Origin of the sequence: Micromonospora sp. URMC 107 (assembly GCF_051386315.1) — a bacterium.
Classification (GTDB): domain Bacteria; phylum Actinomycetota; class Actinomycetes; order Mycobacteriales; family Micromonosporaceae; genus Micromonospora.
In genome coordinates this window covers 1-16,408 of the sequence record NZ_JBPQTK010000019.1, presented here as the reverse complement: position 1 = coordinate 16,408, position 16,408 = coordinate 1, and the positions used below count along the sequence as shown (strand labels likewise).

Below are 16,408 nucleotides of genomic sequence, written 5' to 3'. Positions count from 1 at the left end.
CGCCGTTCGGCGCAGCCACCGACCGGCGTCGATCTCGCCCTTCCCGGGCGGGGAGCGCGCTTTCTACCGTGCGCGAAACTCCCCACGCCTGTGAAGGTGGTGATCCAGAAATGTCCACGGACACACCCGCGTCCACGCCGTCGGCCTCGGCGGCGGACCGGTACCTCGCCGTACAGCGGTCGGACGAGTTCGCCGGGTTGCGGCGCACGCTGCGCGGCTTCATCTTCCCGATGACCGTCGCGTTCTTCCTGTGGTACGCGCTCTACGTGATCCTGTCCGCGTACGCGCGGGACTTCATGGGCACGAAGCTCTTCGGCAGCAACATCAACGTCGCCCTCGTCTTCGGCCTGCTCCAGTTCGTCTCCACGTTCCTCATCGCCTGGCTCTACGCGAGGTTCGCCGACCGGAGGATCGACCCGGTCGCCGACCGGATCCGCGCCGAAATGGGGGAGGTGGGCCATGAACACGGTCCTCGCGGCTGAGGCGGGCGACACCACCGCCCGCAACCTCACCATCGCCCTGTTCCTGGTCTTCGTGGCGGTGACCCTGGTCATCACCATCTGGGCCAGCCGGCAGACCAAGACGGCCACCGACTTCTACGCCGGCGGGCGTTCCTTCTCCGGGTTCCAGAACGGCATGGCGATCGGCGGCGACTACATGTCGGCCGCGTCGTTCCTCGGCATCGCCGGCATGATCGCCCTGTACGGCTACGACGGCTTCCTCTACTCCATCGGCTTCCTGGTCGCCTGGCTGGTCGCGCTGCTGCTCGTCGCCGAACTGCTGCGCAACTCCGGCCGCTACACGATGGCCGACGTGCTGGCCTTCCGGATGCGCCAGCGCCCGGTGCGGACCGCCGCGGCCGTCTCCACCATCACCGTGTCGATCTTCTACCTGCTGGCGCAGATGGTCGGCGCGGGCGCGCTGGTCGCGCTGCTGCTCGGCATCAAGCCGGGCACCACGTTCCTCGGCATGGACGCCGACACCGCGAAGGTCGCCACCATCATCATGGTGGGCGCCCTGATGATCATCTACGTCACGGTGGGCGGCATGAAGGGCACCACCTACGTGCAGATCGTCAAGGCGTTCCTGCTGATGGGTGGCGCGCTGGTGATGACCCTGCTGGTGCTCGCGAAGTACAAGTTCAACCTCTCGTCGCTGCTCGGCGACGCCGCCGCCTCCTCCGGCAAGGGAGACGCCTTCCTCGAACCTTGTCTGCGTTACTGCCAGGAGGTGGCCGGCAACCCGACGCAGACCTTCTACAACAAGATGGACCTGCTGTCGCTCGGCATCGCGCTGGTGCTCGGCACCGCCGGCCTGCCGCACATCCTGATCCGCTTCTACACCGTCCCGACGGCGAAGGCGGCCCGCAAGAGCGTGCTCTGGGCGATCGGCATCATCGGCACCTTCTACCTGCTCACCCTGGCCCTGGGCTTCGGCGCGGCGGCGCTGGTCGGCAGCGAGGCGATCACCGCGCAGGACAAGGCGGGCAACACGGCCGCGCCGCAGCTCGCCGAGGCGCTCGGCATCGACTTCCTCGGCGGCGACCTGGGCGGGGCCACCCTGCTCGCGATCATCGCGGCGGTCGCCTTCGCCACGATCCTGGCCGTGGTGGCCGGCCTGACCCTGGCCTCCTCGTCCAGCCTGGCGCACGACTTCTACGCCAACGTCATCAAGAACGGGAGTGCGTCCGAGCGGCAGGAGGTCCGGGTCGCCCGGGTCTCCGCCCTGGTGATCGGCGCGATCTCGATCGTGCTGTCGATCTTCGCGCAGAACCTGAACGTGGCCTTCCTGGTGGCGCTGGCCTTCGCGGTGGCCGCCTCGGGGAACCTGCCGGCGATCCTCTACAGCCTGTTCTGGCGGCGGTTCAACACCTCGGGTGCGGTGTGGGCCATCTACGGCGGCCTGCTCTCCGCCGTCCTGCTGGTGTTCTTCTCGCCGGTGGTCTCCGGCGCGCCCACCTCGATGTTCCCCGAGCAGGACTGGCAGTGGTTCCCGCTGTCCAACCCGGGCATCCTGTCGATCCCGTTCGGCTTCCTGTGCGGGTGGATCGGGACCGTGATCTCCAAGGAGCACGACGAGGAGAAGTACGCGGAGCTGGAGGTGCGTGCCGTCACCGGCGCCGGCGCCCACTGACGGATCTACGGCCCCCTGTCGTCGCCGGGCGGCGACAGGGGGCCCTTCCTTGCGAGGGGGCGGCCCGGGGCAGTGGGTAGGCTGACCGGCATGAACGCTGCTGCCCGCTTCGGACCCGGTCACCGCATCCTCGTCACGGGCGGCGCCGGCTTCGTACCGTCGCACCTGGTGGACGCCCTGATCGCCCGCGGCTGCACGGTGGTCGCGCTCGACAACTTCGTCACCGGATCGAAGGAGAACGTCGCCCACCTGCTGGACGAGCCGAACTTCACCCTGGTCGAGGCCGACATCTCCGACGGCCTGCCGACCGGCCACCCGGCGCTGGCCGAGCGGTTCGACGCCATCCTGCACATGGCCTCGCCGGCGAGCCCGACCGACTTCGAGAAGCTGCCGGTGGAGATCCTCCGCGTCGGCTCGGTGGGCACCCTGCACCTGCTGGAGCGCGCGGTCACGGACGGCGCCCGCTTCCTGATGGCCTCCACCTCCGAGGCGTACGGGGACCCGAAGGAGCACCCGCAGCGCGAGTCGTACTGGGGCAACGTCAACCCGATCGGCATCCGCAGCGTCTACGACGAGGCGAAGCGCTTCTCGGAGGCGGCCACCATGGCCTACCACCGCAGCCGAGGGCTGGACACGGCCATCGTCCGCATCTTCAACACGTACGGCCCACGGATGCGCCCGGACGACGGCCGGGCCATCCCGACCTTCATCTCCCAGGCGCTGCGTGGCGAGCCGATCACCGTGCACGGCACCGGCAACCAGACCCGTTCGATCTGCTACGTGTCCGACCTGGTGCGCGGCATCCTGCTGCTGCTCGACTCGCACGAGACGGGGCCGATCAACTGCGGCACCGAGCACGAGATGACGATGCGGCAGCTGGCCGAGACGATCGTGTCGCTCAGCGGCAGCAGCTCCGAGGTGACGTACATCACCCGCAGCGCCGACGATCCGGAGATGCGTCGCCCGGACCTGACCCTCGCCCGCGAACTGCTCGGATACGAGCCGACCGTCGCGCCCGAGGACGGCCTCCGACGCACCATCGAGTACTTCCGCGAGCGGCTGGTCTGACGACCGCCCCCGCCGCCGGCGCACACGTCGGCGGCGCTTCAGGGCGATGGTGGCCGCACGTACGTACCCTGAGTTACATGTCAGCGACCACGCCCGCCGGAGTTCCACTCCCGCACCTGCACCGCCGCGCCGGGCGCGCCTCGGTGCCCGGCCCCGGCCGGGACGCCGGGCGCACCCGGCCTGCCGAGGCCCGCTGGTCCCCGTCGCCGGACGAGCCACGGGCCGGCGGGCCGGGCGGTCCCGCCGGGCCGGATGGACCGGCCGGCCCGGGCGGACCCGACCGGCCGGGCCGGCGCGGCGTACGCCCCCGGTGGGGCCGGATCGCCCTGGTGGCCGGCGTGGCCGTGCTGGTGCTCGCGCTGCTCGGCGGTGCCGGCGCCTGGTTCTACGCCCGCGGCCTCAACGACGACCTGGCACGCACCGACCCGTTCTCCGAGATCACCGGGGGCCGCCCGGCGAAGGCCGTGGACGGCGCGCTGAACATCCTGCTGGTCGGCAGCGACTCCCGGGACCCGGACGCCCCGGTGGACAAGTCCAGCAAGTGGCGGGCCGACACGATCATCGTGATGCACATCCCGTCCGACCACCAGAAGGCCTACCTGGTCTCCATCCCCCGCGACCTCTACGTGCCGATCCCGGAGGGCGCCAACGCGGACTGCGGCAGCGGGCAGCGGGGAAAGATCAACGCCGCCTTCGCCTTCGGCGGGCTGCCGCTGGCCGTCCGGACGGTCGAGTGCTTCACCGACGTGCGGCTCGACCACGTGATGGCGATCGACTTCGCCGGCTTCAAGCAGGTCACCGACGCCCTCGGCGGCGTCGACCTGAAGGTCGAGCGGACCATCACCTCGATCCACAAGCCGTACCGGACGTTCACCAAGGGCACCAACCACATGGACGGCGCCGAGGCGCTGGACTGGATCCGGCAGCGCAAGCAGTTCCCGGACGGCGACTTCGCCCGGATGCGGCACCAGCAGGACTTCCTCCGCGCCCTGATGGACAAGGCGGCGAGCACGGGCACGCTGACCAATCCGAAGAAGATGAACGACTTCCTCAAGTCGGTCACCGCCGCGGTCACCGTCGACGAGGGTTTCTCGCTGGTCGACATGGCGGTCCAGTTCCGCAACCTGCGCGGCGAGAACCTCACCTTCGTGACCAGCCCGCACGTCGGCAGCCAGACCATCGACGGGGAGTCGGTGGTGGTGTCGGACAAGGAGAAGGCGCTGGCCATGTACAAGGCCATGTCGGCCGACACCATGACGGCCTGGGTCGAGGCCAACCAGAAGAAGGACGACACCGGAAACTGACCCGCCGCCGCCGGCCGGCCCTTCCGTGATCGACGAGCGTCATCACGATTCGGAGGGCCGGCCGGCCGCTTCCTGTGAGCCAACCGCCGAGCGGCCGTATCGATCTGCCCGTTCGGTCAGTTTCCCTGGATGACGGCCACGCGAACGGTATTTGGCGGCCGGACGACCTCGCCAGGACGGGAAAGCGTCCGTAAAGTGATCCCGCCCCCTGACAACGCGAGCTGGAGCACGCATGCCGGTTCAGACCAGCCGTCGCCCTCCGGCGCTGGAGTCCCCCCGTGGCCCGGTCCGGGCCTCCACGAGCATCCCCAAGCAGCCCGTCAAGGGCGGTAGGCCCGGTGGCGGATCCGCGAAGAAGCGGGCCCGCCGCAAGGACCCGCTCTGGGCCCGACTCACCCTGATCTTCGGCGCCGTGCTGATGGTGGCCAGCGGTGCGGCCATCGTCGGCAGCAAGGCGCTGATCAGCAGCGCCACCGGCAACATCGCCCAGCGCAACCTGCTCGGCGACGCGGGCAAGACCGACGCCGAGGGTGGCGCCAGCCTGGACGGCCCGATCGACATGCTGCTGCTCGGTGTGGACGCCCGGGAGCGGTGGGCCGCCGACGACGTGCGGGCGGACAGCATCATCGTGCTGCACATCCCGGCGACGCACGACCAGGCCTACCTGATCTCGATCCCCCGGGACACCGAGGCCCAGATCCCGGCCTTCGAGAAGAGCGGCTACAAGGGCGGCACCGACAAGATCAACGCGGCGTTCCAGGCCGGCGCCCGCAACGGCGGCGGCTGGGAGGGCGGCGCCCAGCTGATGGCGCAGACGATCAAGAAGATGACCGGGATCAGCTTCGACGGCGCGGCGATCATCAACTTCGGCGGATTCAAGAACGTCATCGAGGCCCTCGGCACGGTCCGCATCTGCGTCAAGCAGGAGGTCGAGTCGATCCACATGTCGTACGTCGACGGCAAGCCCATGTGGAACGCCGACGCGAAGAAGACCGGCAAGCGGATGACGCCCGTGGTGCACAAGAAGGGCTGCCGCGAGATGGAGGGCTGGGCGGCGCTGGACTACTCCCGGCAGCGCAAGAGCCTCAAGAACGGCGACTACGACCGGCAGCAGAACCAGCAGCAGCTGATCAAGGCGATGGCGAAGAAGGCCACCCAGGACGGGACGCTGACCAACCCGATCAAGCTGAACAAGCTGATCGAGGCGGCCGGCAAGGCGTTCATCCTCGACACCGCCGGCGTGCCGGTCCCCGACTTCGTCTTCACCATGCGCGGGGTGACCGGCAACGACCTGGTGATGTTGAAGACGAACGGCGGCACCTTCCACAGCGACGGCACCCGCGAGACGCTCAGCGCCCAGACGCTGGACATGTTCCGCGCGGTGAAACAGGACAAGCTGGCCGAATTCGTCTTCGCCAACCCCGAGGTGGTCTCCAGCCGCGAGTAGCGCCGGCACCACGGGGCAATGTCGGCGAAGCGGCCCGGACCGCCGGGGGCGACTCGTAGCCTGACGTGAGAAGGATTCACGTACGGGTCGCGGGGAGGCGTCACGTCCAGATCGACGGGCGACGGTCCGGGCCGGTTCGGGGCCGACGCCCGGGCCGCCCGGCCGCGCCGTGTCCGCTGGCCCCGGCTGCTGCTCGGCCTGGGCCTGACCCTGGTGCTGCTGGCCGCGCTCGCCGTGGTGGGCCTCCGTTCGCTGACTGACCGGTACGAGCGCAGCGTCGTGCGGGAGCAGCTGCTCGACCCCAGCGCCCGCCGGGAGCGCACCGACCCCGACGGGCCGCTGAACTACCTGCTGGTGGGGACCGACCGGTGGCAGAGCAGCAGCGCGGCGGGCCGCCGGTCGGACACCATCCTCATCGTGCACGTCCCCGCCGGCGGGCGTGAGGCGTACCTGGTCTCCGTGCCCCGGGACCTGCTCGTCGCCATCCCCGCCGGCAACGGCTACGGCGGCGGCCAGGACAAGATCAACGCGGCGTACGAGCACGGCGGCGGCGGACAGCCGGGCACCCGGCTGCTCTCGGCCACCCTGTCCCGGCTGACCGGCATCCGCTTCGACGGCGCCGCCCTGATCGACTTCTCCGGCTTCCGCAAGGTCATCGACCTGCTCGGCGGCGTACGCATGTGCGTGGACACCGAGGTCCGCTCGATCCACACCGACCGCGTCTTCCAGCCCGGTTGTCAGCAGATGGACGGCGGCGAGGCGCTGGACTACGTCCGCCAGCGCTACGACCTGCCGCGCGGCGACTACGACCGGCAGACCCACCAGCAGCAACTGCTCCGGGCCGTGCTGGAGCGCACCAGTGAGACGTCGCTGCGGACCAACCCGGTCAAGCTGGACCAGGTGATCCGCGCCGTGGGCGGCTCGTTGACCGTGGACACCAACGGCGTACCGCTGGAGGACCTCGTCCTCGCGCTGCGCGACCTGCCGGCCGACGCGCTGCGCGGCGTCCAGGTCCCCTCCCACCCCCAGACCATCGACCAGGTGTCGTACGTGGTCCTCGACGACGGTGGGGGCGGCCTGTTCGAGGCGGTACGCGGCACCCGCGTGCCGGACTGGGCGCGGGCCAACCCGCACTGGGTCACCCGACTGTGACGCCGGGGACCGGCCCGGCACCGGCCGCCCGGGCGAGGATCTAGGCTTGGCCCGTGTTCGGATCCCAGGTTCCCACCGTGACCGTGACCGAGATCGCCGACGACGCGTACCTGCTCGACGTCCGGGAGGACGACGAGTGGAACGCCGGCCACGCCCCCGGCGCGCACCACCTGCCGATGACGGAGCTGCCGGCCCGGATCGCCGAGGTGCCGGCCGACCGCGACGTCGCCGTCATCTGCCGCTCCGGCGGACGCTCCGCGCAGGTCGTCACCTACCTGATGCGCAACGGCTGGGACCAGGTGCGCAACGTCCAGGGCGGGATGGGCGAGTGGGCCGCCGCCGGGCGGCCGGTCGTCGGCGCGGACGGGCAGCCGGGCCGGGTCCTCTAGGACGGGCGGAATGGGCGACCCCCTCGTCTTCGCGCACCGCGGCTCCTCCCACGACCTGCCCGAGCACACCCTCGCGGCCTACCTGCGGGCCCTCGACGAGGGCGCGGACGGGCTGGAGTGCGACGTCCGGCTGACCCGGGACGGGCACCTGGTCTGCGTGCACGACCGCCGGCTCGACCGGACCAGCAACGGCCACGGGCTGGTCAGCGCCCGCACCCTCGCGGAGCTGGACGCGCTGGACTTCGGCTCCTGGCACCCCGGCTGCGTGCCCGCCGACGGGGACGAGGTGCTGGACGAGTCGCACACCCGGCTGCTCACCCTCGAGCGGCTGCTGGACGCGGTGCTGGCCGCGGGCAGGCCGGTGCGGCTGCTGGTCGAGACCAAGCACCCCTCCCGCTACGGCGGGAACGTCGAGCGCCGACTCGTCGCGCTGCTGCGCCGCTACGGCCTGACCGAGCCCGGACCGGACGATCCGGTCCGCGTCACGGTCATGTCGTTCTCCCCGCTGGCCGTACGCCGGATCCGGGAACTGGCCCCCGCGCTGCCCACCGTGCTGCTGCTGGAGGTGCTGCCGCGCTGGCTGCCGCTGGGGCGGCTGCCGTTCGGCACCCGGATCGCCGGCCCCGGCGTCGCCCTGGTGCGGGCCCGCCCGCAGCTGGTGCCCGCGCTGCGGGCGGCGGGCAACCAGGTCTACGTGTGGACCGTCAACGAGCCGGCCGACCTGGACCTCGTCCTGGCCGCCGGGGTGGACGGCGTCATCACCGACCGGCCGGCGCACGCGCTGGCCCGCCTGGGCCGCTGACCGGGGTGGCGCCGACCGGAGACCCGGGCGGGCAGGGGTGTCCCGGAACCGGCCGGCGGGGCACACTCGGAGCATGCCGGAGCGCACCGACCTCTCCGCTCTCATCGCCGGCCAGACCGCGGTGGTCGAAATGATCAACTCGGGCGGCGCGGGCCTGCCGGTGCTCACCCACCTGCTCCACGTGGCGCGCTCGGCGCTCGGCGCGGCGGGCGTGGCGTTCGTCGAGTTCGCGCCGACGGGCGGCCGGGTGATCGCCGCCACCGGCGCCGCCGAGTGGGCCGTCGGTCATCCCGTGCCGGCCGACGACCCCGCCACCGTCTGCCTGCTCTCCGGCGCCCGCGTGCGCCAGGTCCGCACGGACGAGCTCACCGGCGGGCTCTGCGCCGAGCTGGCCGAGCGGGGTTTGCTCCGGATGGTGGTCGCCCGCGCGGAGATCGGCGGGCTGACGGTGGGCAGTCTGCACGTGCTCCATCCGGACTCAGACGACCCGCTGGACGCCGAGCAGCACGCCATCGTGGGCTACCTGGCCGCCTGCATCGCCCACATGTACGGCGACCAGGCCGGGCTGCCGGTGCACGGCGACGGGCCGGTGGTGGCGGCGCTGGCGGACGGGCTGGCCGTGGTCGACCGGGACGGTCACGTCCGGCTCTGGAACCCGGCCGCCGCCCGGGTAACCGGCCGTTCCACGGCCCAGGCGCTCAACCAGCCCCTGCCCTTCCCACTGCCTCCGTGCGGGCGGGTGCTCGACCACCGGCTGCCGGACGGCCGCTGGCTCAAGATCACCTCCGGCGAGCTGCCCGGTCCCGGCGCCCTGCGGGTGGTCACCTTCCGGGACATCACCGACCAGCAGCGCCGCGACCACGACCGGGATCTCTTCGTCGCGGTCACCAGCCACGAGCTGCGTACGCCGGTGACCGTCATCAAGGGTTACGCGGACACGCTCACCGACCACTGGGGGTCGCTGACCGAGACCGACCGACGGCATGCCGCCCGGGTGATCGGGCAGCGCGCCAACGAGCTGGCCCGGCTGGTGGACCGGCTGCTCTCCTCCGCCGCCGAGGCGGGACCTGGCGACGACCCGCCCGCCCCGTACGACCTCGGTGACGCGCTGCGCACGGCGGCGGTCGACCTGCCGGCGGAGCTGCGGCAGCGGCTCGTCCTCCGCCTCCCCGCCGACCTGCCCAAGGCGCTCGGCCACCGGCCGAGCGTGGCCACCATGCTCACCGAGCTGTGCACGAACGCCGGCAAGTACTCCGCGCCGGACTCACCCATCGAGATCACCGCCGGGGCGGACGGGTCGACGGTCTCCTTCCAGGTCCGCGACCGGGGCGTCGGCATCCGGCCGGAGCACGCGGAGCGGGCCTTCGACCGGTTCTGGCAGGGCGAGTCGGGCGACCGTCGCCGCTATCCCGGGGCCGGACTCGGCCTCTATCTCGTCCGCCGGATCGTTGAACAGCAGAATGGATGGGTATCCCTACGGCCGAGGGCCGGTGGCGGTACGGTCGCAGAGGTGCGGCTGCCCCGCGGGTGACCGGCGACGGGCAACGGGGGCGTGAAGGGACGAAGGTGTCGACGGGAGCTGCCGATCGGGCATGGTGCGTGGTGGTTCCCCACCACGCCGTCGGGGCACGGCTGGCGCGGCGGCGCCTCGCCGAGGAGCTGACCGGCGTCGTACCCCCGCCGCTCCTGGCGGACCTCGTCGCGGTCCTGGCCGAGCTGGTCGGCAACGCGGTGCGGCACGCCGACCCGCTGCCCGGCGGAGTGGTCCGGGTGGCCTGGCGGCTGCGCGACTCGGCCCGCGGCCAGCAGGTGCAGCTCCGGGTGACCGACGGCGGCGCCGCGGCGGGCCCCACGATGCGGGTCGCCGACCTCGATGCCGTCGACGGCCGGGGGCTGCACATCATCTCGGGGCTGGCCGACCGCTGGGGCGTCGAGCGGGACGGCCTGGGCCAGAGCGTGTGGGCCGAGTTCGACCCGGCCGAGGTCACCCGGTCGGACCTCGCCGTCGCCGGCTGACCGACCGCGAGGGCGGGTCCCGCCCCCGCCGGGCGGCCGGGACCTCTAGGCTGTGTCGCCGTGAGCAAGCGTCGAAAGAGCCAGCGGGCCGCCGAAGCCACCCCGAAGCGGGAGAAGGTACGGGACGTCTTCGTGCCCCGACCGTTCGAGGGGCTGACCGACGAGCCGGAGTGGATCGCCCTGCGGGAACTGGTGCCGGCCGCCTCGGCCCCGCTGCGGCTGGCCCCCGCCCTCGTCGAGGAGTTCGGCGAGCGGGAGGTCACCCTCGCCAGCGTGCTGCCGATGGCCGCCCCGGCCATGACCAAGCCGGACGGGCGGGTCCTCATCGGGCTCCAGCGCCACCAGCAGTCCGGTGACGTCTCCCGCGACCTGGCCGAGGCGCTGCTCTGCGCGCTGCGGGCCGAGCCGGGCCGCCCGGTGTCCGTGCCGCCGCTGCCCGGCCCCGGCCCCCGGTTGCAGGACGTCCTGGTCGACGGCCCGCTGGAGGTCAGCATGCACGACGGGTTCGAGTTCTGGCTCGACCCGGGAGCGGGCGACGACCCGAACGTGCAGGCGTCCCTGGAACGGGCGAACGCCGCGATCTACCCGACCGTCCGGCTCGCCGCCGCCCGGGCCGCCTACTGGTGCCAGGTGCCGGAGAAGGCGCACGTGCGCTGGGTGCTGCCCGACGACGAGGACGCCGCGCTGGACGCGCTGGCCCGCCTGAGCGTGGCCGGCACGCTGGTCCTCGGCGAGAACACCCGGTTCGCGGGCATGTTCCGGGCCCACGGCCGGCTGGTGCCGGTCTGGGACCTGCCGGAGGACGTCCCGGCCGCCGACTGGGAGCAGCCGGTCGCCGACTTCGCCAAGCGGTACGCGGAGGCGCTCGCCGACCCCGCCCCGCTCGACGCCGCCGGCCGGCGGGCCCGCCACGGCCTGCTCGGCCGCCAGCTCACCCTGCGCTGAGCCGGTTGCCCCCGCCGCCACCCGGCGGGGGCACCTCGGCCTCCCGCGGGGAGGCGTCAGGCAGGGGCCCTGCCCTGACGGCCCAGCGGCTCCCGGACCAGGGGGCAGGACATGCAGCGTGGCCCGCCCCGGCCCGAGCCCAGCTCCGAGCCGGCGATCTGGATCACCTCGATGCCGGCCCGCTCCAGTTGGGCGTTGGTCTCCGTGTTGCGCTCGTAGCCCACGCAGAGCCGGGGCGCGAGGGCGAGGGTGTTGTTGCCGTCGTCCCACTGCTCGCGTTCCGCGGTGACCGGGTCCAGCCCGGTGTCGATCACCCGGAGCTGGGCCAGGTCCATCGCGTCGGCGGCGGCCCGCAGGAACGGCGCCGGGCCGTCCACCCGCGGGTCCTCGCCGTCCGCCCCGGCGATGACCGTGTACGCCGAGAGCGTGTGGGCGATGTTCGGGTACATCAGCACGGCGTCGACGTCCACCATCGTGCAGACGGTGTCCAGGTGCATGGTCGCCCGCTCCTGGGCGATCGGGACGACGAGGATGGTGTGCGCGAGCCCGGCGGCGAAGACCTGCCGGGCGAGGCGCTCCGCGCCGGCGGGGGTGGTCCGCTCGCCCACCCCGACGGCCAGCACCCCCGGCGCGAGGAGCAGCACGTCGCCGCCCTCCAGGTGCTCCAGGCCGGGCTGGTAGACGAGCTCGGTGCCGGCGAAGCGCGGGTGGTGCCGGTAGATGGCGTCGGTCAGCGTGGTCTCCCGCCGCCGCGCCGGCATCGCCAGGCTGGTCACCCCGACCCGGTCACCGACCCAGAACGAGGAGTCCCGCGTGAACAGCAGGTTGGGCAGCGGGTCGATGACGAAGTCGTGCCGGTCCATCAGGGTGTAGACGAGGCCGCCCGGCCGCTCCCGGCTGACCCGCAGCTCCTCGTGGGCCAGGCCGGCGATGAGCACGTCGGCGAGCGCGACGGGGTCGAGGTACGCGAGGTGGTCGGCGACCCGGGCGCGCAGCGAGTCGCCGAGCCGGGGCGAGCGGAGCACCTCGTCGGTGAGCTCGGCCCGCGCGTCGGCGACGGCGAGCGTCTCGGCCAGGAGGGTGGCGAGGTAGAGCACCTCGACCCCACGCTCGCGCAGGGCGGCGGCGAAGGCGTCGTGCTCCTCCTGGGCGCGTCCGACCCAGGGGATGGCGTCGAAGAGGAGCGAGTCGTTGTTGCGAGGGGTGAGCCGGGCGAGCTCGGGGCCGGGGCGGTGCAGGAGTACCGTCCCGAGCCGACCGACTTCGCTGTCCACGTAGTGGGTCACCCTCGCAGCGTAGGGCAGGGTTTGGCGGCATCCGATAAAACAGGGGTGGATGAATATGGCATTCATCCGCACTCACTCCGGCGTTCCAACTTGCCGACACGGGGGACTGGCAACGTAGGGTAGTGAGGACATAACTTCGAGGGACCTTTTGCCGGAGGTCGCGATGACTGTCTTTCCCGCTCGTCGAGCCGTACCGTCCGCCCGGGCACTGCCGCCCGCGGCGGTGCCACACCCCCGCGTGGAGTCGCCGGGGGTGCTCGCACCCGTTCGTCCGTCCCCGTTGGAGTGGGCCCGCCGCCGCCGCGCGGAGCGGGGCGCCCGGCGGCTGGAGGCGGCCGGGGCACGTGCGCTCGGTCGGCTCGACCATCTCGGGCCCGCGTGGCACGTCATCGAGTGGCCCCGCACGGACGCCTCCGATCTCCTGCTCGACCACGAACGCGACGAACGCGCCGGATTCCTCGCCATCGGGCCGAGCGGGCTCTTCGCGGTCACCATCGCCGACCACGGCCGGGCCCGGGTCCTGGTGGCCGGCGACGTGGTCCAGATCAACGGCAAGCGACCGCCCTACGTGGCCGAGGCCCGCCGCGACGCCAAGCGCGCCAGCAAGGCCCTCTCCGACGCGGTGGGGCTGCCGATCCCGGTGACGCCGGTGCTGACCTTCGTCGGCTCCGGCGTCATCAGCGTCTACGGCCTGCCGAAGGACTGCCTGATGGCCACCCACCGCGAGCTGGACCGCCTGCTCGTCGCCGGGGGCAGCCGGATCAGCCCGGCCACGGCCGAGAAGCTCTCCCGGGTGGCGCAGCACCCGGAGACCTGGATGAACGGCGCGTACCGTCCGGCCGCCGACTACCGGTGGTACGAGGGCGGCCGAACGGCCGCTGACAAGCCGGCCAACCGACGGTAACGTCACCGGCGACGCCACGCACCCGGGCGCCGGTCGGCACCCGTCGGTCGCGCCGTCGCCGGCCGCCTGGTCAGGGCACTCCCTCACCCCACCGGCGGCCCGGCGACCACGCGCGGTCGGCGTCACCCGCGACGACCGGCTAGCGTGGACGGACCGTCGGTGTACATAGGAGGCGCGGTGGCCCACGTCGAACTCTCGCTCTCTGACGTGTTCGTGCCGGCGGCGGGAGCATCGACAGAGCAGGAGTTCGACAATCTCGGTCGGTGGTCGTCGACCGTCTCCCACGCCGACGAGCCGTGCCTGCTGATCGACGCCGGGACGAGGGTCGTCGCCGTCTCCGCCGCCGGTTGCGCACTGCTCTACCTGGGCGATCCGGAGGACGTGACCGGGCTGCCGCTGCTCGACGGCGGGCTGCGGCTGCTCGACTTCACGGCCAACCGCTGCGAGCTGACCGAGCCCGAGATCGACAAGATCCCGCCGCTGCTGGCCATCTCCTCCGGGCGCCTGGCCCGAGGGCTGCTGCGGGTCCAGGGGGCGTCGGCCGACGCGCCGGACTCGACCGTCGACGCGATCTCCACCCCGGTGTTCACCAGCGGGACCGTCGCCGGTTCCCTCACGTTCTTCTCCCCGGTCTGACCAGCGGCGGGATGTGGCGTTCGCCGCACGCGGCGAATCTGGGGCGGGCCCGCACCGAGGCCGTAAGGTGCCCTCATGCTCGATATCGCTCTGCTGCCGGGGAAGTACGCCGTGTGCCGCCTGGCCCCCGGCTCCGCCCTGCCGCCCGAGTTGTCGGGCGGGCTGAGCGACGGCGACGTCGTCACGGTGAGCTGGACGGCGGACGGGATCTCGCTGATCTGTCCCGCCGACCGGGCACCCGAGCAGGCCGTCGGCGAGACCGCCTGGCGCTGCCTGCGGGTCGGTGAGCCGCTCGACCTGGCCGTCAGCGGCACCCTCGCCGCGCTGGTGGACCCGCTCGCCGCGGCCCGGGTCAGCGTGGTCGCCTTCTCCACCTACGACACCGACTACCTGCTGGTTCCCGCCGTGCGGCTCCGCGAGGCGACCGCCGCGCTGGAGCGTGCCGGCCATCGCGTCCTCGGCTGATCTTCACCCGGCCGCCGGTTCCTCCTAGGATGGGCTCGGCCTCCCGGCCGCAGTGACGCTCCCCGATGTCCCGAGGATCGGCCGTGCCGCCCACCCCCTCGCGCCACGACACCTCCGCCCGACCGTCCGGCCCCGCCGCCGGGCCCGGCGCGGGTCGACCGCGCGCCCGCACCGGCCCGCCCCGGCCGGTCGTCGGCGCGGCGCGCCCGGCCCCGCCGGCACGGGGGGGCGGCCCCGCCGGGCCACGGCCAGCGTCGTACGCCCGCCGGCTCGCAGCCGTCGTACTGCTGGCCGCGCTGCCCCTGGCCGGCTGCGGCACCCCGCCGGAGCTGCGCCGTCCCGCCCCGACCGCCGCCCCGACCCGCACCGCCGTCCCCGTCACGCCCGGCGCCACGCCGACGCCCCCGCCCGCCACCGGCCTGCCCGGCGGCGGGGCGGTCACCCCCACGGTCGACCCGGGCCTGGTCGCGGTCCCCTGCCCGGACGGCCCCTCGGGGGCACGGATCGTCGACCTGGTGCGGGGCCGGGGTGGCGTGCTGCCGAACGGCGTCCGGGTCCGGGTGCGGACCGGGCCGCTCTGCGCCGGTGAGTGGCACTACACGGTCCTCGACGTGACCGGGCACGAGACACTCCAGGTGGTCACGCAGGGTCGGCCGGGCGCCCCGCGGCTGGTCACCGCCGGCACCGACGTCTGCACCGCCGAGGTCCGCGCCGCCGGGCCGCCCGGCATCCGGACGCGCGTCTGCGACGCCGGGTCGCTCGGCGTACCGGGTGCGTAGGCTGTCGCCATGCCGGGAACACCGCCGACGCGCTTCGTCTACCTCGGGCCGGAGGGCACCTTCGCCGAGCAGGCGTTGAACAGCATCCCCGCCGCCGAGCGGGGCAGCCGCACGCCGGCCCGCAGCGTGCCGGAGGCGCTGGAGAGCGTACGAACCGGGGAGGCGGACGCGGCCCTGGTGCCGCTGGAGAACTCGATCGGCGGCGCGGTCGGGGTGACCCTGGACGAACTCGCCGAGGGCGCCCCCCTCGTGATCACCCGCGAGGTGATCCTGCCGGTCGAGTTCGTGCTCGCCGCGCGGCCCGGCACGACGCTCCCGCACGTCGGCAGCGTCGCCGCCCACCCGCAGGCGTCCACGCAGTGCCGGGGCTGGCTGCGCGCGCACCTGCCCGACGCGGTCGTGGTCGACGTGCTCTCCAACGGCGCGGCCGCCGCCGGAGCCGCCGCCGGCGAGTACGACGCCGCGATCTGCGCCCCGATCGGCGCCGGGCGGCACCGGCTCGACGTGCTCGCCGACAAGATCGCCGACCACCCGGACGCGGTGACCCGTTTCGCGCTGGTGTCCCGCCCCGGGCCGCCCCCGCCGCCGACCGGCGACGACGTGACGTCCCTGGCGGTCTACATCGCGCACGACCGGGTGGGCGCGCTGCTGTCGGTGCTCATGGAGCTGGCCGTCCGTGGGGTCAACATGACCCGGATCGAGTCCCGCCCGACCGGGGAGGCGCTCGGCCGGTACGTCTTCTTCCTCGACTGCACGGGGCACGTGGCGGACGTGCGGCTCGGCGAGGCCTTGCAGGGGCTGCGCCGCGTCTGCGCCGACGTGCGTTTCCTGGGCTCGTACCCCCGGCACCGCTTCCCCGGGTCGGGCGACCGTCCGATCCCGGCCCCCGCCGGCCTCTCGGACGCCGACTACGCCGACGCCGCCGCCTGGCTGGCCCGCCTCCGCGCCGGCGACCTCAGCTGACGCCGGCACCGCACCGCCCCCGAGGCTGACACCGGCCCCGCACCCCCTGTGCGGCTGACCGCGGCCCCGGAACGGCACCGCCCCCGACCGGCACCGGATCCGGCGGGGCCGGTGTCAGC

Annotated in this window: 17 protein-coding genes; 16 read left to right on the top strand and 1 reads right to left on the bottom strand. The window is 73.3% G+C overall.

The window, feature by feature from the left end; genetic code table 11:
* The first annotated feature begins 110 nt into the window (after window positions 1-110).
* From ACSNN9_RS06940 to ACSNN9_RS06890, 11 genes are all read left to right on the top strand, one after another.
* Entirely contained in the window at window positions 111-482 is a 372-nt protein-coding gene (locus ACSNN9_RS06940; protein ID WP_436671919.1) for a DUF485 domain-containing protein, read from the top strand.
* The gene (locus ACSNN9_RS06935; RefSeq protein ID WP_436671918.1) at window positions 460-2,133 is read left to right on the top strand and encodes a solute symporter family protein; all 1,674 of its coding nucleotides are present in this window, start codon (window positions 460-462) and stop codon (window positions 2,131-2,133) included. The genes ACSNN9_RS06940 and ACSNN9_RS06935 overlap by 23 nt, the downstream gene beginning before the upstream one ends.
* 90 nt (window positions 2,134-2,223) lie before the next feature.
* A complete protein-coding gene (locus tag ACSNN9_RS06930) occupies window positions 2,224-3,201 on the top strand; it encodes a UDP-glucuronic acid decarboxylase family protein (RefSeq protein ID WP_436671917.1) in 978 nt (325 codons plus the stop codon).
* A gap of 77 nt (window positions 3,202-3,278) precedes the next feature.
* Window positions 3,279-4,505: an LCP family protein gene (locus ACSNN9_RS06925; RefSeq protein WP_436671914.1), complete on the top strand. Its 1,227-nt coding sequence runs from the start codon at window positions 3,279-3,281 to the stop codon at window positions 4,503-4,505.
* A 232-nt stretch (window positions 4,506-4,737) separates the two neighbouring features.
* Entirely contained in the window at window positions 4,738-5,952 is a 1,215-nt protein-coding gene (locus ACSNN9_RS06920) for an LCP family protein (protein ID WP_436671912.1), read from the top strand.
* Window positions 5,953-6,165: 213 nt separating this feature from the next.
* Window positions 6,166-7,104 (top strand): LCP family protein, encoded by a 939-nt coding sequence (locus ACSNN9_RS06915; protein WP_436671911.1) that lies wholly within the window; start codon window positions 6,166-6,168, stop codon window positions 7,102-7,104.
* A 53-nt stretch (window positions 7,105-7,157) separates the two neighbouring features.
* The gene (locus ACSNN9_RS06910) at window positions 7,158-7,493 is read left to right on the top strand and encodes a rhodanese-like domain-containing protein (RefSeq protein ID WP_357875205.1); all 336 of its coding nucleotides are present in this window, start codon (window positions 7,158-7,160) and stop codon (window positions 7,491-7,493) included.
* A 10-nt stretch (window positions 7,494-7,503) separates the two neighbouring features.
* Window positions 7,504-8,295: a glycerophosphodiester phosphodiesterase gene (locus ACSNN9_RS06905; RefSeq protein WP_436671909.1), complete on the top strand. Its 792-nt coding sequence runs from the start codon at window positions 7,504-7,506 to the stop codon at window positions 8,293-8,295.
* A gap of 73 nt (window positions 8,296-8,368) precedes the next feature.
* Window positions 8,369-9,826, top strand: a complete 1,458-nt coding sequence (locus ACSNN9_RS06900) for an ATP-binding protein (RefSeq protein ID WP_436671908.1) — start codon at window positions 8,369-8,371, stop codon at window positions 9,824-9,826.
* On the top strand, window positions 9,823-10,311 hold the full coding sequence (locus tag ACSNN9_RS06895; RefSeq protein WP_436671906.1) for an ATP-binding protein: 489 nt from the start codon (window positions 9,823-9,825) through the stop codon (window positions 10,309-10,311). Before ACSNN9_RS06900 ends, ACSNN9_RS06895 begins: the two co-directional genes overlap by 4 nt.
* Window positions 10,312-10,371: 60 nt before the next feature.
* Window positions 10,372-11,256: a DUF5926 family protein gene (locus ACSNN9_RS06890; protein WP_436671904.1), complete on the top strand. Its 885-nt coding sequence runs from the start codon at window positions 10,372-10,374 to the stop codon at window positions 11,254-11,256.
* 56 nt (window positions 11,257-11,312) lie between these two features.
* Here the strand turns inward: ACSNN9_RS06890 and ACSNN9_RS06885 are convergent, their stop codons facing one another.
* Window positions 11,313-12,542 (bottom strand): arginine deiminase, encoded by a 1,230-nt coding sequence (locus tag ACSNN9_RS06885; protein WP_436671901.1) that lies wholly within the window; start codon window positions 12,540-12,542, stop codon window positions 11,313-11,315.
* Between the two features lie 163 nt (window positions 12,543-12,705).
* Between ACSNN9_RS06885 and ACSNN9_RS06880 the strand changes: the two genes are divergently transcribed.
* From ACSNN9_RS06880 to pheA, 5 genes are all read left to right on the top strand, one after another.
* Window positions 12,706-13,446, top strand: a complete 741-nt coding sequence (locus ACSNN9_RS06880; protein ID WP_357875217.1) for a hypothetical protein — start codon at window positions 12,706-12,708, stop codon at window positions 13,444-13,446.
* Between the two features lie 177 nt (window positions 13,447-13,623).
* On the top strand, window positions 13,624-14,082 hold the full coding sequence (locus ACSNN9_RS06875; RefSeq protein WP_436671900.1) for a hypothetical protein: 459 nt from the start codon (window positions 13,624-13,626) through the stop codon (window positions 14,080-14,082).
* A gap of 75 nt (window positions 14,083-14,157) precedes the next feature.
* On the top strand, window positions 14,158-14,547 hold the full coding sequence (locus tag ACSNN9_RS06870; protein ID WP_436671898.1) for an ACT domain-containing protein: 390 nt from the start codon (window positions 14,158-14,160) through the stop codon (window positions 14,545-14,547).
* A gap of 284 nt (window positions 14,548-14,831) precedes the next feature.
* Window positions 14,832-15,326 (top strand): hypothetical protein, encoded by a 495-nt coding sequence (locus ACSNN9_RS06865; protein ID WP_436671976.1) that lies wholly within the window; start codon window positions 14,832-14,834, stop codon window positions 15,324-15,326.
* A gap of 9 nt (window positions 15,327-15,335) precedes the next feature.
* A complete protein-coding gene (gene pheA, locus ACSNN9_RS06860) occupies window positions 15,336-16,289 on the top strand; it encodes a prephenate dehydratase (RefSeq protein ID WP_436671897.1) in 954 nt (317 codons plus the stop codon).
* The last annotated feature ends 119 nt before the right edge of the window (window positions 16,290-16,408 follow it).